Here is a 25042-nt window from a genome sequence, read left to right as displayed (position 1 = left end):
CGTGGGATTGCATAATGCTCAATATATCGTGGGACCCTGTGTTGATTGCTGTCTCTTATCTGGTGGCGTTTATTGCCTCCTTTGTAGCTCTGGACAGCGCCGGGAAAATTCCCCTTTCCAGCCGAAAAGCGGCTTTGTTCTGGCGGATTGCCGGAGGCGTAACGCTGGGCATCGGGATCTGGTCAATGCATTTCATCGGCATGCTGTCGATGCAAATGCCCATGATGATGAGCTACGACCTCTGGATAACCCTGGCCTCACTTGGTGCGGCGGTTATAGCCTCCACAACGGCCATTAATATTGCCGTTACGGGCAAACACCTCTCCCTGTTTAGACTGACAGTCGCCACGATCATTCTCAGCGCTGGCGTGGTCTCGATGCACTATATCGGTATGGCCGCATTGATGCTGGAGGGAAGCATCCTATGGGATCAGCGGATTGTCGGTTTGTCCGTGGTAATTGCGGTTGTCGCCTCCGGTGTGGCGTTGTGGCTGGCTTTTCGTCTCCGGGATAAGCACAAAGGGGTCTTTGTAAATCGCATTCTCGCGGCCTTAGTCATGGGTGCCGCCATCTGCGCAATGCATTATACGGGCATGAGTGCCGCGCATTTCCATGAGATGGCACGCACGCTTCCCGGCGGGATCGGCGAGCTGGGATTATCCATATGGGTTTCCGTCACCACGCTCTCACTTCTCGGCGTGATGTTAATTATTTCGCTAATCGATTCGCACTGGCGCACCACCCGGCTGACGGACAATTTGCGACAACTCAATCGCCAGCTTGAGCTTCAGGCTCGCTTCGATGCCCTCACCGGGCTCGCAAACCATCATCAGATGGATATCCGAATGCAGGACTGTCTTCGCAGCGCCTTGCTGAGCAAGAGACAGTTTGCCGTGATCTTCCTGAATGTCGATCACTTCAAACGCGTGAATGATACCTGGGGCCACAGCGTGGGTGATGAGTTATTAATCACTATTGCCCAGCGCATTACGTCCCGGCTTACCCGTGAGATGACGCTGGCCAGACTGGGCGGGGATGCTTTTATCCTGCTGGTTCCCGAATGTGATGATGAAAAGCTTAATACCCTGCTCACCACCCTCCTCGCGGATATGCGCCGCCCGCTTTCACTCTGCGGTCACACGCTAAACACCACCATCAGCGCGGGGATCAGCCTCTATCCGAAAGATGGCGAAACGCTACATGAACTGAAGTTTAAGGCTGATGCAGCCTTACAACATATTAAAGAGGATGGACGTAACGGCTGGGCAATTTACCGTCCGGAGATGTCAACAACAGTGCCGGCGCAACCGGGTTTTCTGCAGGCGCTTTCTCAGGCCCTGGAACGCGATCAGTTTGAGCTCTGGTATCAGCCAACCTGGCACGCGGAAGATAAGACGATCCACGGTTTTGAAGCTCTTCTCCGCTGGCGTCATCCGGAGCAAGGCGTTTTGCTGCCGGGACTGTTTTTACCCACGCTGGAACAAACGGGTTTGATTATTCCGGTTGGCAACTGGGCGATTGAGGTCGCGTGTCGGCAGCTTCATTTCTGGACGGAACAGGGTTTCAGTCAGTGGACATTGTCGCTCAATTTATCCCCCGTTCAGTTCGAACAGCCGGATATCTTTCACATCGTCTCGTCGATGCTGGAAAAATATAATCTGTCTCCCTCCCGGCTGATTCTGGAGGTAACAGAGAGTACCGCGCTTAAAAATCTCGACCGCAGTATCGAGCTCCTGAACGCCTTTAACCATGCGGGTGTCACCGTCTCTATTGATGATTTTGGTACTGGCTATTCTAACCTGCTGATGTTAAGCGTTCTCCCGGCAAAAGAGCTAAAAATTGATAAGAGTTTTGTCACCTCTATGCTGGAAAACGAGAAAAGCCGTAAGCTGGTGGAAACCATTATTAATATCGCCCGGACCATGGAGATGAATGTGGTAGCTGAGGGCATTGAATCGGACGAACAGCAGGCGATACTGACCAGTCTTGGCTGTGACTATCTGCAGGGGTTCCTTTTTTCCCGCCCATTGCCTGCGGAACAGGTTCCGTGGCTACTGCTACAGAAAAACTCAGATAAACAAATTATACCCATGAGTAAAATTCATACGGATCCCGCCTTTATTTCACAAAAAAATCATGCCTGACAGGATTGAATAGCGTATGTTTCAGAGGAGTGGACGCGAGTTAATCTGACGGGATAGTCAGGCATAACATGCCGATGAACAGGAAATGCCTATGTCGCAAAATGGTTTTGATGCGCTGAATGCAATTAAAACGCCCGTGTGGCTCATATCTCCTGTTTCAGAACAGATCATTTTTGCCAATGTGGCCGCAACACAGCTGATGGGTAATAAAACACTGGATGGCTTGCGTAAAGGCACCTGTTCCGCAAGTGCGCAAAGCGTGTTGTCGATGTATGTTCCTGAACTGAAAAACGATCACGATATTGTCGAGATCTGGACGATTAGCCGTGCCGGGCAAGATACACCGTTAAGCTGCCGCCTCTCTCTCTCCCACTTCACGCCTTATGGCGATGTTATCGTTTTTGAAGGGATTTCTTCTCAGGCCCCATCAGGTCTGAAAGCCAGCCGTTCCACAACCTATCAGCGTAAAAAACAGGGTTTTTACGCCCGTTTTTTCCTGACCAACAGTGCGCCAATGCTGTTAATCGACCCTGCTCGCGACGGGCAAATTGTCGATGCAAACCTGGCCGCGCTCAGCTTTTATGGCTATTCGCATGATGAAATGTGCAATAAACACACCTGGGAGATAAATACCCTGGGGAGAGGTGTCATGCCCATTATGACGGAGATTGCCGCACTGCCAGGCGGACATAAGCCGTTTAATTTTGTTCACCGTCTTGCCGATGGCACCACCCGCCATGTCCAGACCTACGCGGGGCCCATTGAGATTTACGGTGACAAACTGATGCTGTGCATCATCCATGATATCACCGAACAAAAAAGGCTCGAGCTGGAGCTGGAAAATGCTGCGCTACGTGACTCAATGACAGGCTTACTTAACCGACGCCAGTTCTACAATATTATCGATCAAACCAACCTGAGCCACCTTTCCGCGCAACAGCAATTTAGCCTGCTGCTGGTGGATACCGATCATTTTAAAAACATCAACGACCTCTTCGGCCATCTGAAAGGTGATGAGGTGCTTATCGCCCTTTCCCGCACGCTGGAAGCCTGCAGCAGGCAAGATGACCTCGTGTTTCGCTGGGGAGGGGAAGAGTTTGTCATCCTGCTGCCGCGCACCTCTCTCGACACTGCCATGAAGATTGCCGAATCCGTCCGCGCGGCGGTAACCCGTATCACCATACCCGGATTACCCCGTTTTACCGTCAGCATTGGTGTGGCAAGGCATGAACCGGAAGAGAGTATTGATGAGCTGTTTAAACGCGTAGACGACGCGCTCTATCGCGCCAAAAACGATGGACGTAATAAAGTCCTTGCGGCATGAGACTGGAGTATACGGGAAAGCGTCGTTACAATGCCCCACTTATGTAAATCACTGACAGGTGGGTAGTCGCTACAATGGGAAAGACTGAAATAATACTCACCTTAATCATTTTCATCCTTATTATATTTGGCTTGTGGTTTATTTTTAGCGGTGAGATCTGGTATTTCGTTGAATATCTGGAAAATACCCTGTACCCGACCTTCGATGCGCTGTAGTGCAATAATTCATTTGCTTATATCGCCCGTGCTCTGACGGGCTTTTTTATTTCCGGCAATTGAGCCATACCAGGCTATATCTTAATCATCTCTAAAAATAAAGGTGAGGAAAGATGAGCAAGAAAATCCTGATGTTGGTTGGCGATTACGCCGAAGATTATGAAACCATGGTCCCGTTTCAGGCATTACAGATGATTGGTCATCAGGTGGATGCCGTTTGCCCCGACAAACCGAAGGGGGACTACATCATGACGGCAATCCATGACTTCGACGGTGCCCAGACCTACAGCGAAAAGCCCGGCCACCGTTTTGTCCTCAATGCTGACTTTTCCGCCGCACGAGAGCAGGATTATGACGCACTGCTTATCCCAGGCGGCAGAGCGCCAGAATATTTGCGGTTAAATGACGATGTACTCAAGCTGGTGCAGGCATTTGACGCGGCACGTAAGCCAATCGCCGCCGTGTGCCATGGTCCGCAACTGCTTGCTGCTGCCGGCATACTAAAAGGCCGAACCTGCAGCGCCTACCCGGCGTGCGCGCCTGAAGTGCGTCTTAGCGGTGGACACTACGCCAGTATCGGCATCGACCAGGCACATGTAGACGGTAATCTGGTCACCGCCCCCGCCTGGCCCGCTCATCCACAGTGGCTGGCGAAGTTTAGCGCTTTGCTGGAGTAACAGTGGTGCTGCCCATCAGCGGCACGCGCGGGCATAAGTAAAAACTGGCGCCAGAATGCGCCAGTTTTCAGTGCGACAAGGTCATTCTCTCCCGTCAGTGCTTCTCAATATACATCGTCCGGCTATACGCCACGTCTTCCGGGTTATTAATAGGATAGCCTTTCACCCACGGCTTAATCAGGCGGCCATTGGTGTACTGATAAATCGGCGCGATAGGCGCTTTCTCCGTGAGGATTTTTTCCGCCATGTTGTAGTCCGTATTGCGCGCTTTCGCCGTGGTTTCCAGCGTCGCCTGGTGGATAATTTTATCGTAGGCCGGGTCGTTGAAACGCGAGATGTTACCGCTGTGGGTTGAGGTCAGCAGCGAAAGGAATGTCGATGGCTCGTTGTAATCGCCCACCCAGGAGGCGCGGATCACGTCAAAGTTACCGGTATTACGGCTGTCAATATACGTTTTCCACTCCTGGTTTTGCAGTTTGACATCCACACCGAGATTTTTCTTCCACATGGACGCCACCGCGATGGCAATCTTCTGATGATTTTCTGAAGTATTGTACAGCAGGGTCAGCTTCAGCGGACGCTGAGGGCCATACCCCGCGGCCTGCAGCAAGGTTTTCGCCTGGGCGTTCAGCTCCTGCTGCGACATCTGTTCAAATGGCGAGGCCTCCGGGGTGAACCCGGCCGTCACGTCAGGCGTGAAGTGCCATGCGGGCTTCTCTCCCGTGCCTAACACTTTTTCCGCCATAATGCGGCGATCGATGGTCATGCTCAGCGCCAGGCGAACGCGGGAGTCGGCCGTTGGGCCCTTTTGCGTATTGAACGCATAGTAATACGTGCCCAGCTGAGGCGGTGTGTAAACCTGGCCCGGAATATCCTTCAGGAGCTTCTGATACATGTTTTTTGGGAACGATTCGGTAATATCAATATCACCCGCCAGATAACGTTTGGTGGCCGATGATTCCTGGTTAATCGGTACGAAGGTGACCTTTTGCAGGACGGTTTTTGCATTGTCCCAGTAGTGGGTATTGGGGACGACGACCAGTTTTTCATTCACCACGCGGTCATTCAGGACATAGGCACCATTGCCGACCAGAGATCCCGGACGGGTCCACTCTTTACCCCTTTCTACGTTGGCTTTTTGCACCGGGTAGAAGGCAAAGTTAGCCGTCAGATTACTGAACCACGGCAGCGGTTTGTCCAACTGGACGCGTAATGTTCTGGCATCGACCGCCGTTACGCCAAGCGTATCGGGTGCCGCTTTACCATCAATAATGGCCTGCGCGTTGTTGATACCCGCCAGGGCAGCAAACCAGGCAAACGGAGAGGTCGTTTTCGGATCAACCAGACGCTGCCAGCTGTAGACAAAATCCTGGGCGGTGACAGGCGAACCGTCGGACCACTTCGCGTTATCGCGTAGGGTAAATGTCCAGATGCGGTTATCGTTGCTCTGCCAGCGCGTTGCCACTCCCGGCGTCAACTCCCCTTTCTCATTCTGATTCACCAGACCTTCGAAGAGATCGCGAATCACCTGAATCTCTGGCAGCCCCACCGCTTTTGCCGGATCGAGTGAAGCCGGTTCGTCTTTAATGTGTCTGACCAGCTCCTGTTTTTGCGCCAGTGCCGTACCCTGTGGCACATCCGCAGCGAAAGAGAGTGAAGAGAGTCCGCACAGGCACAGTGCGGCAAAAAGACGCGAAACAGGATGCTTCATAAGATCCCCTTTAATGAATTCAGGTAACAAGCAGATGCGTAATTATTTGTTTCGACAAAAAGAAATGCAAATAACTTACTCCCGAATAGTGATTTAAGGCAATTCTCAACCATTTCGGAAACTATTTGATTAACCGCGTGTTTTGCACAACACTGCGAGTAGTGATCTTTTTATCAGGATTTCGTATGACAACCACCCGACCGAGAGCGGAACGCGGCGCCTTTCCGCCGGGCGCTGAGCAATATGGCCGCTCATTTTTAGGCGCATCGTTGATCTGGTTCCCCGCCCCCGATGCCGACCGCGACAGCGGCTTGATTCTTGCCGGCACGCACGGTGACGAAAACTCCTCCATCGTGACGCTTTCATGCGCGCTGCGGACACTAACGCCCTCATTGCGGCGTCATCACGTGATTCTGGCGGTTAACCCGGACGGCTGTCAGCTCGGTCTACGCGCCAATGCGAGAGGCGTAGACTTAAATCGTAATTTCCCGGCAGCAAACTGGCGCGCCGGAGAAACCGTTTATCGCTGGAACAGCTCCGCCGAGGAGCGTGATGTGGTTCTGCTGACGGGAGATAAACCGGGCTCGGAGCCTGAAACCCAGGCGCTGTGCCAGCTCATCCATAAGATCCACCCTGCATGGATTGTCTCTTTCCACGATCCGCTGGCGTGTATTGAAGATCCGCGTCACTCCGAGCTGGGCGCCTGGCTGGCGAAAGCATTTTCCCTGCCACTCGTCACCAGCGTCGGCTATGAAACGCCAGGATCATTCGGTAGCTGGTGCGCCGATTTGAGCCTGCCCTGCATTACCGCTGAATTCCCGGCGATCTCGTCCGACGAAGCCAGCGAAAAGTACTTAAAAGCCATGATGGAGCTTTTACGCTGGCAGCCTCAGAGATGAAGCACGCCGCTGGTAAAATTAAGCGCGGGTGACACATCAACCGCCAGCCACGTCGGGCCATCCAGATCGGCGAAACGGACCTGATTAACCAGCGGTAGCGCCGCGCCGATCGCCCGGGACGTGCAGAGCATGCAGCCCAGCATCAGCGCAAATCCCTGCGCCCGGGCCTCTTCCGCCAGGGCCAGCGCCTCTGTCAGGCCGCCGGTCTTGTCGAGCTTAATATTGACCATCTCATAGCGCCCCTGAAGGTCGCTCAAACGTTCCCGGGTATGGCAGCTTTCATCCGCGCAGACGGGCAATGGATGGATAAAATTATTCAGCGCCGCATCATCTTCTGCTGGCAGAGGCTGCTCCAGCATGGCGACCCCCAGGTCGGCCAGCAGCTGACATCGTGCGGCCAGCCCTTCCGGGTGCCAGGATTCGTTGGCGTCAACAATGAGCGTGGCGGCGGGAACCGCTGAGCCAATAGCGACCATTCGCTCGCTGATCAGGCGATCGTCGAGTTTCACTTTCAATAGCGTTGCCCCGGCGTCATAGAGCGCTTTTGCGCTGGCGGCCATCTGTTCCGGCTCACCGATTACCACCGTTTGCGCGGTAACCACCGATTCCGGCAGCACCACGCCCAGCAATGACGTCAGCGATGTTTGCTGTTTCGCCGCTTCCAGGTTCCAGAGCGCACAATCAATGGCGTTGCGCGCGGCCCCGGCGGGTAAACGTTGCTGGAGCGCCTCGCGAGAGAGTCCGGTTTGCAGGTCCGGAACCAGCGTCATGATATGCGCCATGACCGACGCGAGGCTTTCCCCATAGCGTGGATAAGGCGTGCATTCACCCACGCCTTTAAAACCGTCCTCTTCGATTTCAACGACCACCACGCTGGCTTCGCTTCGGCTGCCGCGAGAGATCACAAACGGGGTATGCAATGGCCAGGCTTCTTCATAGACCTTAACGCTTCTCATCACTGACTCCTTGCGGCCCGGAAAGGCGAAAAAATTGGTTTGCCGTGTTATCTGCTGATGGCATACACTAGCCCCGACGTTAACTATATGTAAACAGGAAGATATCTATGTCACAACTCGTTCATTTCCAGGGCAACCCGGTTGCTGTTGCAGGTTCCATTCCGCAGGCTGGCAGCAAAGCGCAGGCTTTTACTCTGGTGGCTAAAGATCTGTCTGACGTCACACTGGCTCAGTTTGCGGGTAAACGCAAAGTGCTGAACATTTTCCCAAGCATTGATACCGGCGTTTGCGCTGCCTCCGTGCGTAAATTCAACCAGCTGGCCACCGAAATGGACAACACCGTGGTGCTGTGCATTTCCGCTGACCTGCCGTTCGCCCAGTCCCGCTTCTGCGGCGCTGAAGGCCTGAGCAACGTTATCACCCTCTCCACCCTGCGTAGCCCGGATTTCCTCGAAAAATACGGTGTTAGCATCGCGGAAGGTCCACTGAAAGGTCTGGCTGCACGCGCTGTACTGGTTATTGATGAAAACGACACTGTCCTTTTCAGCGAACTGGTTAACGAAATTACGACTGAGCCGGATTACACCGCCGCACTGGATAAGCTTAAAGCATAACAGTGACTTAGCAATTTATACTCCGTTTTCAAAACCTCGCGATGGCGGGGTTTTTTATTACCCACACGCTGAATCGTTAAAGCATAAATATGATAACTTCACAGTATTTATGCAATTCAATATCAGAAACTCAACAATAACGCGATCTTACCCACATAATACTGGTTAATATTTATCATCTTCGCCCTCAGTGAAGCCCATCACATTTCCCTTTACGGCAAAACATTAGATTTGCTTACGAAATCAAATAATCGTTTCAGCAAAAAGGGATCAAAATGAAAATAAAACTGGCTTTAACGTTCCTTGCGGTACTGGTTTCGGGTCACGCCGCAGCAAAAACGTGGGTGCTGACCAGCGCTGAAAGCAGCGTAGAAAAAGGAAACTGGAAGATTTCCAGCGATGAGCTGAAAATTAACGACCAAACGTTCAGCATTGAGCAGAAAGTGTTGCACGGCGGAAAGCAGGAAGGCAGTAAAGTTATCATTATCAGCAGTAAAAACGGTCTGACAATTACCCTGAGCCCGACGCGCGGAATGAATCTTCTGCATGTTGAAGGTTTTGGTACCCGACTGGGGTGGAATTCTCCCGTTAAAGAGGTCGTTAACCCGGCGTATATAAATCTGGAAAGCAGAAACGGCCTCGGCTGGCTGGAAGGATTCAATGAGATGATGGTCCGCTGTGGTTATGAGTGGACGGGACACCCGGTCACGGCTGACGGCCAGATTTATACGCTTCACGGCAAGGCCGGTAATACCCCGGCTTCTCAGGTCGAAGTTGACGTTGCGGATACCGCCCCGTATGAAATTCGTATTCGCGGGTTAATCAAAGAGAGCACGTTTAAAAAAGCGGATCTGCAAACCATGACCGAACTGCGTTACGTTCCAGGCACTAACCAGTTCAGCCTGCATGATGTCCTGACAAACCATGCCGATTACCCTCATGACTATCAAATCATCTATCACAGTAACTTCGGGACGCCGATCCTCGAAGAAGGCGCACGCTTCCTTGCTCCGGCGATAAGCGTGAGCCCCTTCAACGATTACGCTAAAGCGGGCGTAGACAACTGGCAAACCTATGCCGGGCCGACAAAAGGCTTTGATGAGATGGTCTTTAACATCAAACCGCTTGCGGACAACAACCACGAAACCCTCGCGGCGGTGGTCAACAAAGCCGGCGATAAAGGCGCGTCAATTCAGTTTGATACACGCCAGCTACCCGTGCTGACCTTATGGAAAAATACCGATACGCCAAAACAGGGGTACGTTACGGGGATTGAGCCGGGTACGAGCTACGCCTACCCCGTGACCATAGAACGTGAGCAGAAACGGGTTAAGCAATTACAGCCTGGAGCCAGCGCGCAGTTTGATCTCACCTATACCCTGCTTCATAGCCCACAACAGGTGAAAGAGGTTGAAAACAGGATTGCGGCCATTCAGGGAGAGACAAAAACAGAAATCGTGACCACACCGCTGGCGAAGGAATAAACATTAAAAAAGCCTCTTTACAGAGGCTTTTTGCTATTCGTCACCTTTCTTATGATTCAAACCATACTCACGTAGCTTATTCGCAATCGCGGTATGCGATACGCCAAGCCGTTTTGCCAGTTTGCGAGTACTTGGATAGCTGCGATAAAGCTGCGTCAGGACGGAGCGTTCAAAGCGACTGGTAATATCATCCAGCGACCCTTCCATCGCCTCTTCACCTACCGATACAGTTCCGGCGTCGTAATCAGGCAGCAGAATATCCTGCGGACGTAGTTCATACCCTTCAAGCTGGGTAAGTGCACGATAAACGGCATTTTTAAGCTGACGGATGTTGCCCGGCCAACCGTAGCGCATTAACACCGTGCCGAGATCGGCAGAAAGCTTCGGACGCGGGACGCCCTGCTCGTCGGCAAAGCGGGCGACAAACAGTTCCGTTAACGGCATGATGTCCTGCGGACAATCGCGCAGCGGTGGAATGTTCAGCGTAAGGACGTTAAGGCGGTAATAGAGATCCTCGCGAAATATCCCCTTTTGCACCAGTTCCACCAGGTTTTTCTGGGTGGCACAGATGACGCGCACGTCCACATGCACCTCATGATCTTCACCAACGCGGCGGAAGGTTCCGTCGTTCAGGAAACGCAGCAGCTTGGCCTGCATGCGCGGCGACATTTCACCGATCTCATCCAGCAGCACGGAGCCGCCGTTAGCCTGCTCGAAGAACCCTTTCTTGCCTTCCGGCGCGTGTCCAAACAGTTCGCTTTCGACAGCATCTTCCGGGATAGAGGCGCAATTAAGTGCCAGATACGGTTTTGCCGCACGCGGGCTTGCCAGATGCACAGCGTGAGCCAGCAGATCTTTCCCGGTACCGGTATCACCAGTAATCAGCAGCGGCGCGGTCAGGCTGGCGAGCTTGCGCGCCTGGTCAACCACATGACGCATTTTCGGGCTGACGGCAATAATCTGGCTGAATGCGCCGACATCCTGGCTGGAGAGGTTTTGCAGCTGGCGGCCCATACGTAACGTCGAGCGCAGCATAATTACGGCACCGGTCAGTACGCGAGTGTCGCTTTCCCCTTTCAGATAAACCGGTGTGATCTCCATCAGGAAATTCTGTCCGTTTATCACTACATGCTCGCTATGGGTATTCTGCGGGTTGCTGTCCAGCCAGCGCTGGAAGTTAAAACCCGGGACCAGCTGTGCGGCATGTTGATTGCTGAGCTTCTCCTGGCTCTGTGCAAATAGCTGACAGCTTGCGTGGTTAACGCGCTCGACTTTACTTTTCAGATCCAGAGAGAGGAACGGTTCAGGCATGGCTTCCAGCAGCGCGCTCAGTGCCAGGTGCTCTCGCTCGGAGGGCATCCAGGGGATAGTGCGCACATCCGTAACGCCAGCGATACGGCGGATTTCCGCCATCAGACTGCTAAAGGTATTGAATTCAATTTCGGCAAAATTGAGGTAAATTCGCCCGACAGGATCGATCTCAATGCCACGTAAATCAATGCTACGTAAAACAAGAAGATCGAGTAACTCGCGGGTCAGACCGAGACGGTCTTCACAGAAGACTTCAAGACGCATGGGAAATTCACCGTTTTAAGCCAGTAACGTTAAAATGATATGTCAGAACACGGTGAACCGGAAGATGGCTGTCAACAAATATTGACAGCCAGCACGATAAGTGAACAAAACCTCACGGAGCAGGTTTTTTATTGAGCGTCTCTTTAAGCTGGCCGATCAGTTCGCGTCGAAAATCCCCCAGCCGTGGCTTATCGCCATCGATCCACGGCAACGGTCGGCACACTTCCATCGCCTTGATACCCAGACGCGCCGTCAGTAAGCCCGCGCCAATACCCTGCGCAGCGCGAGCCGAAAGACGCGCAGCCAGATCCTGCGACATCCAGTCCATGCCCACTTCACGCACCAGTTCGCTCGCACCAGCAAAGGCGATATTGAGTAACACCAGCTTGAACAGTCTGAGTCGACTGTAGTAACCCAGCTCGATACCGTAGAGATGAGCGATACGGTTAATCAAACGCAGGTTACGCCAGGCGATAAACGCCATATCCACCAGCGCCAGCGGGCTGACGGCAATCATCAGCGTGGACTCTGCCGCAGAACGGCTAATCTCGCGTCGCGCCTGGGCATCCAGTACCGGCTGAACCATATGGGAATAGAGCGTTACCACTTCCCGGTCATTCTGCGTTTCATGGATGGCGGCATACCAGCGCTGAAGCGCCGGATGCGACTGATCGATACCGGCCTGGCTGGCCAGTTTCTCACAAAACGCGCGGCCTTTGCCGGTTCCGTGGCTGTGGAGGAGATCCCGCGCTTCATCACGCTCATGCGCGCGCTGTCGCAGACGCCAGAGACGTCGCCACTCCGTCGCAACAGACCCCACGCCCGCGCCAACAATCAGCGCACCTGCGGCACATCCGCCCAGTGCGACCCAGTCCTGCGTTTGCCAGGCGTTCATCGCCCACTGGACGCCCTGCCCGACCACGCTGACGCCGAACAGTGCCAGACCGGCGGTGACCATCCTGCGCCACAAACTGCGTTTTGGACGCAAAGCAGCCTCCACGACCGCCTCCGCTGGCCCCTCCTCAACCGCGGGATCGTCCGGCAGTGCCGGGGCAAAGTTCTCTGCCTGCGTACCGCTGAACCTCTGCGTCGTTTTAAACGCTTCTCGATCCGCCTGCTCGAGCGTTCCGGTAAAATCTATGCGTGGTTTTAACGGTTCCGTCATCGCAATTTATCTCCAATCAAAAACTCCAGCGCCGCATCCAGACGGATGTGTGGTAACGGCCGATCGACGCTCATGGCCTGAGGGCGGAAGGCTTCAAACTGGAAACCCTGGCTCTGCCAGAAGGCCTGGCCCGGCAGCCTGGCAGGCACTTCGCCCGGATAGACCGTAAGCGGCTCACCGTCGCTGAGGCGATTCCCGCGCAATGCCGGTATTTTCTCGCCGTTGAGATCAATCAGCCCGCTCTGCGTCGCCTGGACGGAGGCCAGCCCAAGACAATCCATGCTAATCCCTTCAAACGCGGCATTTTGCCACGCATCCTGCACCAGCTGCTGCAGCAGAGAAACCATGTTGGCATGCTGATCGACCGTCACGTGATCGGCTTTCGTGGCTGCGAACAGCAGCTTATCGATCACCGGCGAGAAAAGACGACGGAATAGCGTCCGCTGCCCGTAGTGAAAACTCTGCATCAGCTGGGTCAGCGCGAGGCGCATATCGTTAAATGCCTGCGGCCCGCTGTTAAGCGGCTGCAGGCAATCTACCAGCACAATCTGGCGGTCGAAACGCAAGAAGTGATTTTTATAAAATCCTTTGACCACTTTTTCGCAGTAGTAATTGTACCGCTCGCGCAGCATCCCGGCGTTCGTGTGTTTACCGGCCTGGGCCAGCTTCGATTCACCGGCGCCGTCCACATCTGGCCAGGGGAAGAACTGCAGCGCGGGCGCTCCGGCTAAGTCCCCCGGCAAGACAAAACGACCCGGCTGGATGAAGTGCAGCCCTTCCTGTTTGCACTGATGAAGATAGTCCGTCCAGGCCTCGGCAATCGCCGCCAGACGGTTTTCATCCGCTGGTGCCAGCGGATCCAGGCCTTCACACAGCGCTCGCCATTTCGTTGACCACGCAGCGCGTTGTCCCTGCAGCAACCCTGTCATCTGACGGGACCAGCTGAGGTAGTCCTGTGCCAGCATCGGCAAATCGAGCAGCCATTCGCCCGGGTAATCGACGATTTCCAGATACAGGGTGGAGGTATCTTTGAAGTGGCGCATCAGGGATTCATTTGAGCGGAAACGCAGCGCAAGGCGAATTTCACTCACCCCTCGCGTCGGCGTCGGCCACGTGGGCGGATCCCCGTAGAGCTGTGCCAACCCTTCGTCATAGGTAAAACGAGGAATACCAAAATCGCGCTGAGGGACGCGCTTAACGCCCAGCAGACGCTCTTCTCTTACGGCGCTGAGCAACGGCAGGCGCGCTCCGGCGTGCAGGTTCAGGAGCTGGTTTACCATCGCCGTTATGAATGCCGTCTTGCCGCTGCGGCTTAGCCCGGTGACGGCCAGGCGCAGATGTCGGTCAACGCCACGGTTCACCAGTGAATTGAGTTCGTTCTTAAGTCGCTTCATCGCCATCCTTCATTGCCCGGAAGCCTGGAATGCATGGCTTCAGAATACAATAAATGGGGGCAGATCGTTGATTATCAATTCTTATTTATTGCTATTGCCGTTTTCTCTCCAGTAAGATGAGCGGCATTGCTGTCAGTCCGGAGTGAGTAAGGTGTATGTCACCCACCATCTATGATATCGCACGGGTTGCGGGCGTATCGAAATCAACCGTATCCCGCGTTCTGAATAAACAAACGAATATATCCCCCGAAGCACGTGACAAAGTGCTGAAGGCGATAGACGAATTAAATTATCAGCCCAACAAACTGGCCCGCGCACTGACCTCTTCTGGCTTCGATGCCATTATGGTTATATCGACCCGCTCGACCAAAACCACAGCCGGTAACCCTTTTTTCTCTGATGTTCTTCATGCGATTACAACAAAAGCGGAAGAAGAAGGTTTTGACGTTATTTTGCAAACATCCAAAAGCAGCGAAGACGATCTGCTGAAATGTGTGAGCAAAATAAAGCAGAAAATGATCAAAGGCGTCATCATGCTGAGTTCACCGGCAAATGAATCTTTTTTCAGCACGCTGGATGCGTATGGCGTACCCGTCGTCGTCATCGGCAAAGTGGAAGGTGATTATCAGAATATCTATTCCGTCGATACGGATAATTTTAATGACAGCGCCACGCTGACGGATAACTTCATTAAAAATGGGCGACGGAAAATTGCCTGTCTGCATGCACCGCTTGATTACCACGTTTCAATTGATCGTCTGGCGGGTTATAAAGCCAGTCTGGCAAAACATAATATTGCTATTCATTCCGACTGGATCATGGATGGTGGTTATACCCACGAGAGTGCACTCGCTGCGGCGATTACATTATTATCCTCGCCAGTTCCTCCTGATGCGGTATTCGCCACCGACAGCATGAAGTTGCTAAGCCTCTATCGTGCTGCGGATGAGTTAAATCTGATGATCCCTGAGCAGGTCGTGATAGCCGGATACAGCGACTCGATGCTCTCTCTCATTCTCACGCCAGCGCCAGGTGGGTTTGATATCCCTACTCGCAAGCTGGGTGAAGAGAGTTGCGATCTGCTCTTCAGGCGCATTAGTGGTCAACCTGCCCCGCAAAAAGTGCTTGTCGACACCCACTTTGTATTAGCGGCTTCTCTGCGCTAAAACCAGGGGCGGATCGCCCCTGGTAAGTGATGTATCAGAACGCGTAATTCACACCTACGCCCGCATAGTGGAAGCGGTCGCTCTCGCCCTCATCGTGGTTTTCCCATTCATACGCATATTCCAGCGTCATGGATAAACCGTTGTTGAAGTCATAGGCATACAGCATACCCAGGCGGTTGAAATCATGCCCTTCACGCGACGGATCGTCCTGCCAGTCCCAGTTTGACCAGCGGTCAAGACCCAGGCGGGTGTAAGGCGTTAAGGTTGTCTGGCCCAACGAAACAGGCAGATAGGCGCGAATTTCCTGCGTGGAAAACTCGCCGTTATTACGTGAGCTGTCCATATTGAAACCGCGCTCTAAATAGTAATTTACTTTTGCGGAGACGGTTTCATTGATAGTCCAGGTAAAGCCCGTTTCGGTCTCAACGCGGCTGTCAGCATAACCGGTTTATTCCAGATCGTTAGCAAACTGATACATAGCAAGCCAGCCACTAAAGCGCCAGTCATCGGTTAATTTAATATCCCAGTCTGGCTGGACTTTGTAGCGCTGCATATTTGCGCTGCCGTCTTTGGCACCGTGCTCATCTTTAAAGTGATAACCATAATTACGGAAGCCGCCGGTCAGACCAAAAGTAAAATCATCGGTTCCAATAAAGCGATAGCGTAATTCAAATTCCGGACGGTCAAAATAGGTTCCGCGCGTCATGCTGCTGTAATCAACGGGCCCTTCCTGATACATCGCCAGAGAAATTGTCCAGGCATCCCAGGTCGCATTAAACCATACGGAAGGTTCATATAATCCATCTTTATCGTCGCCCTGACCTTCGACGTTTTCAATTTCATACATGGCCCCGATATTAAATTCCCACTGTTTCGCAGTTTCTGCCGCTTGCGCACAGCTAACCCCTGCGCACAGAACAAGCGCAGCACTTTTTAGTAGAGTACTCATGAGATATTCCCTTTCTAATTAACCAACAAAAAAACCGGAAATTTGCATTTCCGGCAAACACCTTTCTTATCTAATAGCCGCTTCTGTATCAGCGTCGAAGAAATGGCACTTATTCATATCGAACTGGATGCCAATATTATCTCCGGCGACGTAGTCATTCGCTGCACCTGCACGGACAACCAGTTCATGCCCCCCTACGGTGGCATAAAGCATAAATTCAGCGCCGGTCAGTTCAGCCACGCTGACTTTCGCCGTGATGTCTTCTCCGCTGCTCTGCAGGGTAAGAATGTCTTCCGGACGGATACCGAAGACGACCGCTTTACGCTGGTAACCTTGCGCATTCAGTTCGGCCAGCTTGTCTTCAGGGATCTCCAGACGCAACGTTTCCGTTACGAAATAACGATCGTCGATAGCGCCACGAATGAAGTTCATCGCCGGTGAGCCAATGAACCCTGCGACAAACATATTGGCCGGCTCGTTGTACACCTGCTTCGGCGCCCCGACCTGCTGAATAATGCCGTCTTTTAAGATCACGATGCGGGTGGCCATCGTCATGGCTTCCGTCTGATCGTGCGTGACATAAATCATGGTGGTATTAAGCTTCTGGTGCAGCTTGCTGATTTCAGCACGCATCTGCACGCGAAGCTTGGCATCAAGGTTGGACAGCGGTTCATCCATCAGGAAGACACCGGCTTCACGCACGATCGCCCGGCCTAACGCCACGCGCTGGCGCTGACCACCGGACAGTGCGCCAGGCTTACGCTTGAGATAATCACGTAACCCCAAAATCTGCGCCGCCCAGTTAACACGCTCCTCAATCACCGCAGGCGCTATTTTTTGCATTTTCAGGCCAAACGCCATGTTGTCGTAGACCGTCATATGCGGGTAAAGCGCGTAGTTCTGGAAGACCATCGCGATATCGCGAGATTTAGCGGGGACATCATTCATGCAGACCCCGTCAATGATCAGCTCACCGGCGCTGATCTCCTCCAGCCCGGCAATCATGCGCAGGGTCGTGGATTTACCACATCCCGATGGACCAACGAACACAATGAATTCTTTGTCTTCTATTTCGAGGTTGAAATCTTTAACCACATGGACCTGGTTATCGTAGATTTTCTGAATATGTTTTAGAGACAGTTGAGCCATAATTTATTCCTTATTAATACGCCGGGTTGCCCAGAATTCAGTCAGGCATGTCCAGGTCAGGTCCTGCGTTGAATGAAGTTGTAGTCCTGCATGGTTAAGGCCAGGCCCAATCCCTACCGACAACATCCCTGCGGCGTTGATTGCCTGAACGCCCGCAGCGGCATCTTCGATACCGATCGCCTCTTCAGGACGTACGTCCAGACCGGCACAGGCGGCGAGAAAAATCTCCGGGTCTGGCTTTGAGTGACGAATGCGGGAAGCATCCGCGCAAAAATCAAATGCCTGATCTATGCCCAGCGCGTGCAAAATCCCCGGGGCATTGAGCGATACGGACGCGAGCCCAATTTTGACTTTCGCTGCACGGATCTCCGCCAGCACGTCTCGAATCCCCGGAAGCAGCGAATCCTGCGTCAGCGATGCCAGCGACTGGACATAACGCGCGTTTTTTTTCGTCGCAAGCGCAAGGCACTGCTCATCGCTAAACATCCCCTCTTTTCCGCCATGCTTCAGAATGCGCAGGAGAGAATCCATACGGCTTATTCCCTTCAGCTGTTCGTTAAAGACTTCGTCGAAAGTGATGCCAATTTCCTCCGCCACGGCTCGCCAGGCCAGAAAGTGGAGGTGTGCGGTATCGGTGATCACACCGTCCAGATCGAATACAACAGCCTTAAGCGCCATGGTGCCCCTCCGTGGTAGCGGTCCCATTTTCAGATGCAAGAAAGTCCTTACGGGTGATAACTTTTCGCGCCGACACATGTAGCGTTTTGCCCCACAGCGTTACCGTGGCAGGTGCCGTCGTTTCAATGGTTAACACCTCGTTTTCATAGGTGAAATGCAGGGTTGCGTTGCGCCACCGCAGTGGGAATGCCAGTTTCTGCCAGTGAGCAGGCAGTTTCGGCGCAAGATGCAGTTCCCCTTCGATAATTTGCAGGCCAGCAAACCCCTGAACCGCGCCAGACCAGATCGCACCGGTGGCGGCAGCATGTATCCCTTCATCACTGCTGTGCGGATCGTCACCCAAATCAATGCCGATGCCATCACGCCAGAAGGCATAGGCCCCCTGCGTGTCACCGCATCGCGCGAGAACAATCCCGTGAATGGCTTTGCTCAATGACGAATCATGGATCGTGCGTGGCTCATAAAACGCCAGATTGGCGGCACACTGCTGCGGCGTAAACCGTTCCGGCAGCAGGTAGTTAAGCATCACCACATCGGCCTGCTTCAGGATCTGCATCTCGTTCACTTCCGCACGCGAATAATCGAGCAGAATCGTCTGCTTACCCGCTTTGGCTTTATAGCGGGTCAGATCAATGGCAGGTTTTGACATAAAGGAGTCATCCTGCGGGATCACACCCTCTGCATCGGCCTCTGGCAGCCATAAGCGCGCCAGGAACTGCGTGGCATTCTCCGTAAAACGCGCATCTTCACGCCCAAACATCGCCATAAACTGACCGGCACAGGCAACGTTGTGCCAGGCCAGATAGTTGGTGTAGGCATTGTTATTCACATGCTCGGTATATTCATCCGGCCCTATTACGTCATGGATTTCGAGACGACCATTGATTTCCGTTGCGCGTCCCATCCAGAACGAGGCGGTTTCCATCAGCAGCGTCAGACCCTCATTACGCATAAAGGCATCATCATGTGTCGCCTGCCAGTAAGCGACGACGGCCCAGGCGATATCTGCCACGATGTGATGCTCAGCAAGCGCGGAGGCCACCTTCTGGCGTATCCCGGTACGGATGTTGATCGCCGCGAACTCGGGCGTTTCTTCCTCCCCACTCGCCGCGCTTTCCCATGGGAACAACGCGCCGGGCCAGCCGTTACGACGGGCTTTCTCCCGGGCGCCAGCGAGATTAAGCCAGCGATAACGCAGCAGGCTGCGGGCAATCTGCGGGCGGGTAAACAGATGGAAAGGCAGCAGGAATATTTCGGTATCCCAGAATACGTGGCCTTTATACCCCTCTCCCGTCAGCCCTTTCGCGGCGATACTGCTTCGCTCGTCATGGGCAGGCGTCATCGTGGTCAGGTGCCAGACCGCATAATCCAGCGCCATCTGATCCTGAGGTTCCGCAGACGTCACTTCCACACGAGCGTCACGCCAGACGGCTTTCCAGGCATACGCTGAACTTTCCAGCAAGGCGTCGTAGCCTCTTGCTGCGCAGACTTTGAGATCGGCCAGCGCGTTGCGAGCGAAAGACTCCTGCGACAGCGCTTTATCACTGCGATGGGTTACCCAGACAATTTTTTCAAGCGTGACAGTGTCACCCTGCGCAATCGTCAGGGAATGGTGCACGTTGAGACGACGATTTTTTGCGGTAAAACAGCTGTCGCTCTTCGTTGAGAGCTGACAAAACGCCGAAACGACGACATCTGACGCCCGGTCCTGCGTTTCATACACGCCCTGCATGTAGTGCTGGTCAAAGACTCTGACCGAGATTTCATCCAGATGCTGTCTGCCGCTGTTCGTTTGCGTTGCATCAATACCGGTTTTCAGCACGGCCTGCGAAGCAGCATCAAGCGGCGTGATCGAAAGCTGCATGGCCACCAGAGGCAACTGGTCCAGCGACACAAAACGACGGCTTTCCAGCCGATAACGGTTTCCGTCGGGCGAACGCCAGACAACGCGACGATGCAGCTCGCCGTTAGCGAAAGCCAGCTCGCGCTGCCACTCCAGAATGTCCCCTGCGAGGAGGGTGAAATTGACGCCATTCAACTCAACATCAATGCCGGTGATATCGGGCAGATTGACGAGCTCGGTGGTTTCGTTGCGTCCCGCACGATGATACAGACCCGCAAGGTACATGCCTCTGGTTTGCAGGGTGTAATCTTCTTCATGCGCAGCGCGAATGCCCATGTAGCCGTTGCCGCAGGCCATAACAGAGGCGTATTTATTCAGGCTGTGAGGACAAAAGCCCGGATCGGTTAAGACAGACACGTTCAGCATAATGTCACGCATTCCCCTGTTTCTGCTGATTCATAAAGCGCGGCGACAAGCTGCTGAATAACCAGGCCCTGTTCTGCATCCGCGATCATGACGGGCTCACCCTGAACATGGCGTACGAAGGCATCCATACTGCGTAAATGTCGCTGGTCATCAGCCTCTTCACGCTGCGCGAGGGTGACTAACGCCCCGGCTTCGTCGTTATAGATGTGCGCCGGGAACAGCGTTGCCCCCGCTTTTTCGCCGCAGAAAGCGACATTCATGATGGACTGCTCGCGGATGTTAAGCGCAAAGGAGGTGTCCAGACGCAGAATGCCGCCGTTACAGAATTCAATCGTGCCAAACAGGGCATCCTCAACGGTGTATTGCGTAGGATCCCACTCGCCAAACTGGCCGGTACTTTTGCGGTTTCCCAGCCTCTGAAAGCTGTGCGCGGTCACACGCTTTACCGCAGGGAAACCCAGGACATACATGGCGGCATCAAGCATATGAATGCCGATATCAATCAGCGGTCCGCCACCCTGTAATGATTTGTTGGTAAACACGCCCCACCCCGGCACACCGCACCGCCTCACAGCCTGCGCCGATGTGAAGTAAACTTCACCGAGCGTGCCATTCATTACCGCCTCTCGCAGTTGCTGGGTATCCAGGGCAAAGCGGTGGTGAAAATCATAGGCCAGCACTTTGCCTGCTTTACGCGCCGCGATGCGCATCTGGTCGGCCTGTTGCGGCGTCATCGCCGGGGGTTTTTCACACATCACATGACACCCCGCTTCGAGGGCAGCCATGACATGTTCAAAATGGAACCGGTTAGGCGAGCAGACGCTCACCACGTCCGGCTTCACCGTTTGCAACATCTCGTGAGCGTCCTGCCATGCCGATGGAATAGCATAACGTTCCGCGAACGCCTGTGCCTGCTCAAGGCGGCTGTCCATGACAGCCACCATGTGAACATCACTGCGCGTGGCGTAATACGAGGCATGCACTTTGTCCGCGACCTGCCCGGCGCCAATAATGGCGACGCGCAGAGGCGAAGGTGTAGTAGCACTCATCACGCTCGTCATCCTTAGCATTCACGCAAATAAGTGAGTGAGTCCTGATAAGCCTGAGCCGGATTGTCGGCGCGAACGCGGCACTCATACACCACATAACCCTGGTAGTTATCGGCACGCAGCTGATCGAACAGGCTGGCGAAATCGAGGCTGCCGCTGCCCGGCTGATAGCGGTGGTTATCAGCAATATGCACATGCCCCAGCAGATCGCGGTTCTGATGCAGCGCATCCGTCAGCGAGTCTTCTTCAATGTTCATATGATAGAAATCACCGATGATCTGCACGTGCTTGAGATCGTTCTCTTCGATATAACGACGCGCGTCTGCCAGGGTATTGATCATATGATCCTGGTAGCGGTTCAGCGGTTCCAGGTAGACGGTCGTACCGGTGCGTGCAGCAACCTCATCCAGCCAGCGCAGCGACGCGCTTACCGCTTTGCGGTCGCCGTCCAGGCTGCGTGGGGAAGTCATTGGCGGCAAACGGTAGGTAAACATTCCCCAGGCCGCAGGCACGATAATGCCCTTTCCACCCACTTCCGCCAGGGCTTGCAGAATGCGTTCAATCTGCTGTAGCCCGTTGAGACGACGTTCTTCGATAAAATCACCGATCCAGCCATCGTATCCGCCACATGCCGTCGTCACCGGCAGACCCGTGGCTTTGATAGCCGCTTTCACTTCGTCGAGGTTTTCGACCAGCAGTTTGCCGTCAATTTCGTAGCCATCAAAACCCATCGCTTTGATGTACTCGAATTTTTCCATAATGTTGGCTGGGAAAAAGGCCTGGTTTTGCGTTGCGATTTTCATGATTTGCTGTCCTTAGCTTAAAAAGTGACGCCCATTTTGATACTGAGTTCCGGATGCTGATCGACATACTTCATGTAGCTTTCCGGGCTGGAGGTGAAGGTCACGACCGGGTCAATCAGATCGTCACAGTTGAGATAACCGTTCATCAGCAATTCCCAGCAGGTCTCTTCGATACGCTTACGGCTCCAGCGCGGGTAGTCTGGGTTGGGTTCGCTGCAGGCGCGGGAGAAAACAATCTTCGCGTTATTGAAGTGTGCTTCGCGGCCGAGGTTGAAACCCGCGGCAAATGGTTTAGCGAACGCAACGTAGGAGATGGTGCCGCCGTAGGCAAGTCCACGCAGCGCAGACTGCAGCGCATCCGCAAAACCGCTGGTCTCGATGATCACGTCCGCGCCCTGCTTGCCGGTCAGCTTTTTAATTTCCAGACCCACATCGGTACCGATTGGGTTCAGACAGTGATCTGCGCCATGACGGCGAGCGATCTCACAGCGGTGCTCGATAGGATCGACACCGATGACCACTGACGCACCGGCTTTTTTTGCCAGCTGAATGGCAATCTGTCCGATGGCACCCAGACCGACCACCACCACAAAGTCGCCTACACGGACATTGGCATCACGCACGCCGCTCATGGCGAACTGCGCCGGATCGTAGCAAACAGCATTTTTCCAGGATGCGCCCTGCGGCATTTTGCGCAGCTTGTAGTTGTTAACCGCATTGACAATGACCGTCTCCTGCAGCGGACCATAGCAACAGACGCTGTCGCCTGGCTGGTATTCCGTTACGTCAGCACCGCATTCAATAATGTCGCCGACGATCATGTTCCCCAGCTGGAACTTACCGAATTCGATACCGCGCGCAGCGCCCTCTTCACGCGGCGTAAACATCTGCCACTCCGCGTTGAACTCTTCATCAATAAACGGGCTTGCCGCACGGAAATCCACAACTTCGGTACCGTGTTTTGGTGCACCAAAACGGGCACGAATTTTCACTTCATGTGCTTCCACAGCACGATCTTCATATTCCACGAGCGCCGCCACGCGAGGCGCTGTCGCAACTAACTTTTTCATAACTTGCTCCTGATAAAAAATTGGCCGCCTCAGCCCTTAACGCCACCGGCGGTCAAACCACTTTTAATAAAAAGTTCAGAAAGTGCGTACATGATGACCACCGGAAGCGCCGTCACCAGCGATGCCGCCATCATGCGACCCCAGATATAATCTGGTGTGCTAAAGAGCGTGTTCAGCCCGACCGGCAGCGTAAAGTTGCTGGCGCTGGACAGGAAAATGGAGGCAAACAGGTAGTCGTTCCATGCCACCATGAAGCAGTAAACAAACACCGACACGAGTCCGGAAATCGCCAGCGGCACGGTAATGCGGAATATGATTTGCAGGCGGTTCAGACCATCCATCATCGCGGCCTCTTCTATTTCGTCCGGGATGGTGTCGAAATAGCTGCGCAGCATGAATACCGCCGTAGGCAATGTCTGGGTCACCATGGTGATGATCAGCGCCAGTTCCGTGTCATAAATGCCGAGCGCGGTGATGATCTTGAACAGCGGCACCACCAGCAAAATCCCGGAGAACATATAGACGGTGTAGAAGCTCGCATTGATCGTCGTGCGTCCTTTAAAACGCAGTTTGGACAAGGCGTAAGCCCCCAGCGTGCCAAGGAACACCGCAATCACCGACGAGGTCAGCGATACCACCATGCTGTTGCGGAAGTAATCCACAAACGGGAAGATCAGCGGGTTAAAGATGTCGACATAATGCTGAAGCGTCCACGCCTGCGGCAAAATAGTCGGGTGCAGCGATATAGCCTCTTTCGCGCTCTTAAACGACGTCATCAGCATCACGAAGAACGGGAACAGCGTGATGATCAGAAATACCGCCAGCCCCAGATAAAAACCAATACGGCTAAGTACGCGTTTATTTGTTGCCATTGAGGTTTACCCTTTTTCTGGTCAGCAGAATCACAGCGAAGATGATCACAAACAGCACCACAGAAATTGCTGCTGCTTTACCCAAGTCATTGAATGCGAATGCGGTTTTATAGAGATAGACGCCTAAAATATCGACCTTCGTGGTCAGCAGGTAGACATCCGCAAACATGTAGAACATCCAGATGGTTCGCAGCGTCACCACCGTAGCCAGCACTGGCATGATGGCGGGCAACGTCACGATACGAAAACGCTGCCAGGCGTTAGCCCCGTCCATCTCTGCGGCTTCGTACAACGATTTGTCGATGGTCTGCAAAATCGCCAGGAATGAAATGAAGGCGTACGGGAAGTAGCGCCAGATGGCGAACAGCACGACCAACACAAAGCTACTGCCGGGGTTGTCGAACCACAGCGGTGCCTGGTCATAAAGGTGCAGCAGATCAACGCCCAGGTAGTTCACAATGCCGTAGCCGTTGTTGAACATATATTTCCAGGCAAACACCAGGGAAATAGACGGCGTCACGTAGGATAAAATCACCAGTGAACGTGCCGTTTTGCGCATCCGAAATTCGCGATTAAAGAAGATCGCCACGGCCAGCCCCAGCCCGGTGCTGCCCATCACCACCAGCGCCGTATACCAGAACGTCATCCACAGCGAGTGCCAGAATGCCGCATCACTGAGGATGCGAATATAATTGTCCAGCCCAACAAACACAGCGCTAATGCGCGGGTTAAGCGGCAGTCGTAAGAAACTGATTTCAATATTGGAAATCATTGGCCAGGCCACCAGGCCCCCCAGCAAAATCAGGCTGGGGGCCAACAGCAGCATGGCGAAAGGCATATCTGATCGACCAGAAAACAACGTCTTCATAATTTCCTTCC

General features: G+C 53.7%; 21 protein-coding genes and 1 pseudogene. 8 read left to right on the top strand and 14 right to left on the bottom strand.

Translation table 11 applies throughout. The annotated features are described in order from the left end of the window. The first annotated feature begins 14 nt into the window (after positions 1-14). From ACOTYN_RS15560 to ACOTYN_RS15545, 4 genes are all read left to right on the top strand, one after another. Entirely contained in the window at positions 15-2144 is a 2130-nt protein-coding gene (locus ACOTYN_RS15560; RefSeq protein WP_332958279.1) for a putative bifunctional diguanylate cyclase/phosphodiesterase, read from the top strand. 91 nt (positions 2145-2235) lie between these two features. Next, positions 2236-3468, top strand: coding sequence for a sensor domain-containing diguanylate cyclase (locus ACOTYN_RS15555; RefSeq protein WP_023330521.1), 1233 nt, complete (start codon positions 2236-2238; stop codon positions 3466-3468). 74 nt (positions 3469-3542) lie between these two features. Then, entirely contained in the window at positions 3543-3683 is a 141-nt protein-coding gene (locus tag ACOTYN_RS15550) for an Ecr family regulatory small membrane protein (protein WP_014884038.1), read from the top strand. Positions 3684-3796: 113 nt separating this feature from the next. Then, on the top strand, positions 3797-4360 hold the full coding sequence (locus ACOTYN_RS15545) for a DJ-1/PfpI family protein (protein WP_023330522.1): 564 nt from the start codon (positions 3797-3799) through the stop codon (positions 4358-4360). A 94-nt stretch (positions 4361-4454) separates the two neighbouring features. On the opposite strand, the gene ACOTYN_RS15540 is transcribed toward ACOTYN_RS15545, so the two are convergent. Continuing rightward, positions 4455-6071, bottom strand: coding sequence for a peptide ABC transporter substrate-binding protein (locus tag ACOTYN_RS15540; protein WP_045268217.1), 1617 nt, complete (start codon positions 6069-6071; stop codon positions 4455-4457). Between the two features lie 185 nt (positions 6072-6256). Here ACOTYN_RS15540 and mpaA point away from each other — a divergent pair, with 185 nt between their 5' ends. Next, positions 6257-6970 (top strand): murein tripeptide amidase MpaA, encoded by a 714-nt coding sequence (mpaA, locus tag ACOTYN_RS15535; protein ID WP_014884041.1) that lies wholly within the window; start codon positions 6257-6259, stop codon positions 6968-6970. On the opposite strand, the gene ycjG is transcribed toward mpaA, so the two are convergent. Further along, positions 6961-7926: an L-Ala-D/L-Glu epimerase gene (gene ycjG, locus ACOTYN_RS15530; protein WP_332958283.1), complete on the bottom strand. Its 966-nt coding sequence runs from the start codon at positions 7924-7926 to the stop codon at positions 6961-6963. The genes mpaA and ycjG overlap by 10 nt on opposite strands. A gap of 107 nt (positions 7927-8033) precedes the next feature. Between ycjG and tpx the strand changes: the two genes are divergently transcribed. Together tpx and ACOTYN_RS15520 are read left to right on the top strand one after the other, a co-directional pair. Then, a complete protein-coding gene (gene tpx / locus ACOTYN_RS15525) occupies positions 8034-8540 on the top strand; it encodes a thiol peroxidase (protein WP_014884043.1) in 507 nt (168 codons plus the stop codon). Positions 8541-8815: 275 nt separating this feature from the next. Then, positions 8816-10024, top strand: coding sequence for an aldose 1-epimerase family protein (locus tag ACOTYN_RS15520; RefSeq protein ID WP_332958285.1), 1209 nt, complete (start codon positions 8816-8818; stop codon positions 10022-10024). 33 nt (positions 10025-10057) lie between these two features. Here ACOTYN_RS15520 and tyrR read toward each other — a convergent pair whose 3' ends face one another. The 3 genes from tyrR to ACOTYN_RS15505 all read right to left on the bottom strand — a co-directional run bounded on the left by tyrR (position 10058) and on the right by ACOTYN_RS15505 (position 14158). Then, positions 10058-11599, bottom strand: a complete 1542-nt coding sequence (gene tyrR / locus ACOTYN_RS15515) for a transcriptional regulator TyrR (protein WP_014884045.1) — start codon at positions 11597-11599, stop codon at positions 10058-10060. Between the two features lie 112 nt (positions 11600-11711). Further along, on the bottom strand, positions 11712-12764 hold the full coding sequence (locus ACOTYN_RS15510) for a YcjF family protein (RefSeq protein ID WP_332958289.1): 1053 nt from the start codon (positions 12762-12764) through the stop codon (positions 11712-11714). After that, a complete protein-coding gene (locus ACOTYN_RS15505) occupies positions 12761-14158 on the bottom strand; it encodes a YcjX family protein (protein ID WP_045282162.1) in 1398 nt (465 codons plus the stop codon). The genes ACOTYN_RS15510 and ACOTYN_RS15505 overlap by 4 nt, the downstream gene beginning before the upstream one ends. Before the next feature lie 155 nt (positions 14159-14313). On the opposite strand from ACOTYN_RS15505, the gene ACOTYN_RS15500 reads away from it, so the two are divergent. Next, positions 14314-15324, top strand: a complete 1011-nt coding sequence (locus tag ACOTYN_RS15500; RefSeq protein WP_332958291.1) for a LacI family DNA-binding transcriptional regulator — start codon at positions 14314-14316, stop codon at positions 15322-15324. A gap of 34 nt (positions 15325-15358) precedes the next feature. Here ACOTYN_RS15500 and ACOTYN_RS15495 read toward each other — a convergent pair. From ACOTYN_RS15495 to ACOTYN_RS15455, 9 genes and pseudogenes are all read right to left on the bottom strand, one after another. Beyond that, a pseudogene (locus tag ACOTYN_RS15495) lies at positions 15359-16273 on the bottom strand (OmpG family monomeric porin). A gap of 66 nt (positions 16274-16339) precedes the next feature. Beyond that, the gene (locus tag ACOTYN_RS15490) at positions 16340-17422 is read right to left on the bottom strand and encodes an ABC transporter ATP-binding protein (RefSeq protein WP_014884050.1); all 1083 of its coding nucleotides are present in this window, start codon (positions 17420-17422) and stop codon (positions 16340-16342) included. A gap of 3 nt (positions 17423-17425) precedes the next feature. Continuing rightward, entirely contained in the window at positions 17426-18100 is a 675-nt protein-coding gene (pgmB, locus tag ACOTYN_RS15485; RefSeq protein ID WP_332958293.1) for a beta-phosphoglucomutase, read from the bottom strand. Then, on the bottom strand, positions 18090-20369 hold the full coding sequence (locus ACOTYN_RS15480; protein ID WP_332958322.1) for a glycoside hydrolase family 65 protein: 2280 nt from the start codon (positions 20367-20369) through the stop codon (positions 18090-18092). The genes pgmB and ACOTYN_RS15480 overlap by 11 nt, the downstream gene beginning before the upstream one ends. Then, entirely contained in the window at positions 20363-21421 is a 1059-nt protein-coding gene (locus tag ACOTYN_RS15475) for a Gfo/Idh/MocA family protein (protein ID WP_086527826.1), read from the bottom strand. The genes ACOTYN_RS15480 and ACOTYN_RS15475 overlap by 7 nt, the downstream gene beginning before the upstream one ends. 11 nt (positions 21422-21432) lie before the next feature. Next, on the bottom strand, positions 21433-22221 hold the full coding sequence (locus tag ACOTYN_RS15470; RefSeq protein WP_332958295.1) for a sugar phosphate isomerase/epimerase family protein: 789 nt from the start codon (positions 22219-22221) through the stop codon (positions 21433-21435). A gap of 17 nt (positions 22222-22238) precedes the next feature. Continuing rightward, entirely contained in the window at positions 22239-23291 is a 1053-nt protein-coding gene (locus ACOTYN_RS15465; protein WP_023338367.1) for a zinc-dependent alcohol dehydrogenase, read from the bottom strand. Between the two features lie 29 nt (positions 23292-23320). After that, complete coding sequence (locus ACOTYN_RS15460) at positions 23321-24163, bottom strand: carbohydrate ABC transporter permease (protein ID WP_332958297.1); 843 nt, start codon at positions 24161-24163, stop codon at positions 23321-23323. Continuing rightward, positions 24150-25031, bottom strand: coding sequence for a carbohydrate ABC transporter permease (locus ACOTYN_RS15455; protein ID WP_014884057.1), 882 nt, complete (start codon positions 25029-25031; stop codon positions 24150-24152). The genes ACOTYN_RS15460 and ACOTYN_RS15455 overlap by 14 nt, the downstream gene beginning before the upstream one ends. Between the last annotated feature and the right edge of the window lie 11 nt (positions 25032-25042).

The organism is Enterobacter cloacae complex sp. IR5458 (genome assembly GCF_049238025.1).
GTDB classification, from domain to species: Bacteria; Pseudomonadota; Gammaproteobacteria; order Enterobacterales; family Enterobacteriaceae; genus Enterobacter; species Enterobacter kobei.
Note: the sequence above shows the minus strand (reverse complement) of the source record. Positions and strands in the feature narration are given on the sequence as shown.

Excerpts from the sequence above, each read along its gene's own strand:
- ACOTYN_RS15560 (WP_332958279.1), top strand. The coding sequence starts at position 15 with ATGCTCAATATATCGTGGGACCCTGTGTTGATTGCTGTCTCTTATCTG.
- ACOTYN_RS15555 (WP_023330521.1), top strand. The coding sequence starts at position 2,236 with ATGTCGCAAAATGGTTTTGATGCGCTGAATGCAATTAAAACGCCCGTG.
- ACOTYN_RS15550 (WP_014884038.1), top strand. The coding sequence starts at position 3,543 with ATGGGAAAGACTGAAATAATACTCACCTTAATCATTTTCATCCTTATT.
- ACOTYN_RS15545 (WP_023330522.1), top strand. The coding sequence starts at position 3,797 with ATGAGCAAGAAAATCCTGATGTTGGTTGGCGATTACGCCGAAGATTAT.
- ACOTYN_RS15540 (WP_045268217.1), bottom strand. The coding sequence starts at position 6,071 with ATGAAGCATCCTGTTTCGCGTCTTTTTGCCGCACTGTGCCTGTGCGGA.
- mpaA (WP_014884041.1), top strand. The coding sequence starts at position 6,257 with ATGACAACCACCCGACCGAGAGCGGAACGCGGCGCCTTTCCGCCGGGC.
- ycjG (WP_332958283.1), bottom strand. The coding sequence starts at position 7,926 with ATGAGAAGCGTTAAGGTCTATGAAGAAGCCTGGCCATTGCATACCCCG.
- tpx (WP_014884043.1), top strand. The coding sequence starts at position 8,034 with ATGTCACAACTCGTTCATTTCCAGGGCAACCCGGTTGCTGTTGCAGGT.
- ACOTYN_RS15520 (WP_332958285.1), top strand. The coding sequence starts at position 8,816 with ATGAAAATAAAACTGGCTTTAACGTTCCTTGCGGTACTGGTTTCGGGT.
- tyrR (WP_014884045.1), bottom strand. The coding sequence starts at position 11,599 with ATGCGTCTTGAAGTCTTCTGTGAAGACCGTCTCGGTCTGACCCGCGAG.
- ACOTYN_RS15510 (WP_332958289.1), bottom strand. The coding sequence starts at position 12,764 with ATGACGGAACCGTTAAAACCACGCATAGATTTTACCGGAACGCTCGAG.
- ACOTYN_RS15505 (WP_045282162.1), bottom strand. The coding sequence starts at position 14,158 with ATGAAGCGACTTAAGAACGAACTCAATTCACTGGTGAACCGTGGCGTT.
- ACOTYN_RS15500 (WP_332958291.1), top strand. The coding sequence starts at position 14,314 with ATGTCACCCACCATCTATGATATCGCACGGGTTGCGGGCGTATCGAAA.
- ACOTYN_RS15490 (WP_014884050.1), bottom strand. The coding sequence starts at position 17,422 with ATGGCTCAACTGTCTCTAAAACATATTCAGAAAATCTACGATAACCAG.
- pgmB (WP_332958293.1), bottom strand. The coding sequence starts at position 18,100 with ATGGCGCTTAAGGCTGTTGTATTCGATCTGGACGGTGTGATCACCGAT.
- ACOTYN_RS15480 (WP_332958322.1), bottom strand. The coding sequence starts at position 20,369 with ATGCTGAACGTGTCTGTCTTAACCGATCCGGGCTTTTGTCCTCACAGC.
- ACOTYN_RS15470 (WP_332958295.1), bottom strand. The coding sequence starts at position 22,221 with ATGAAAATCGCAACGCAAAACCAGGCCTTTTTCCCAGCCAACATTATG.
- ACOTYN_RS15465 (WP_023338367.1), bottom strand. The coding sequence starts at position 23,291 with ATGAAAAAGTTAGTTGCGACAGCGCCTCGCGTGGCGGCGCTCGTGGAA.
- ACOTYN_RS15460 (WP_332958297.1), bottom strand. The coding sequence starts at position 24,163 with ATGGCAACAAATAAACGCGTACTTAGCCGTATTGGTTTTTATCTGGGG.
- ACOTYN_RS15455 (WP_014884057.1), bottom strand. The coding sequence starts at position 25,031 with ATGAAGACGTTGTTTTCTGGTCGATCAGATATGCCTTTCGCCATGCTG.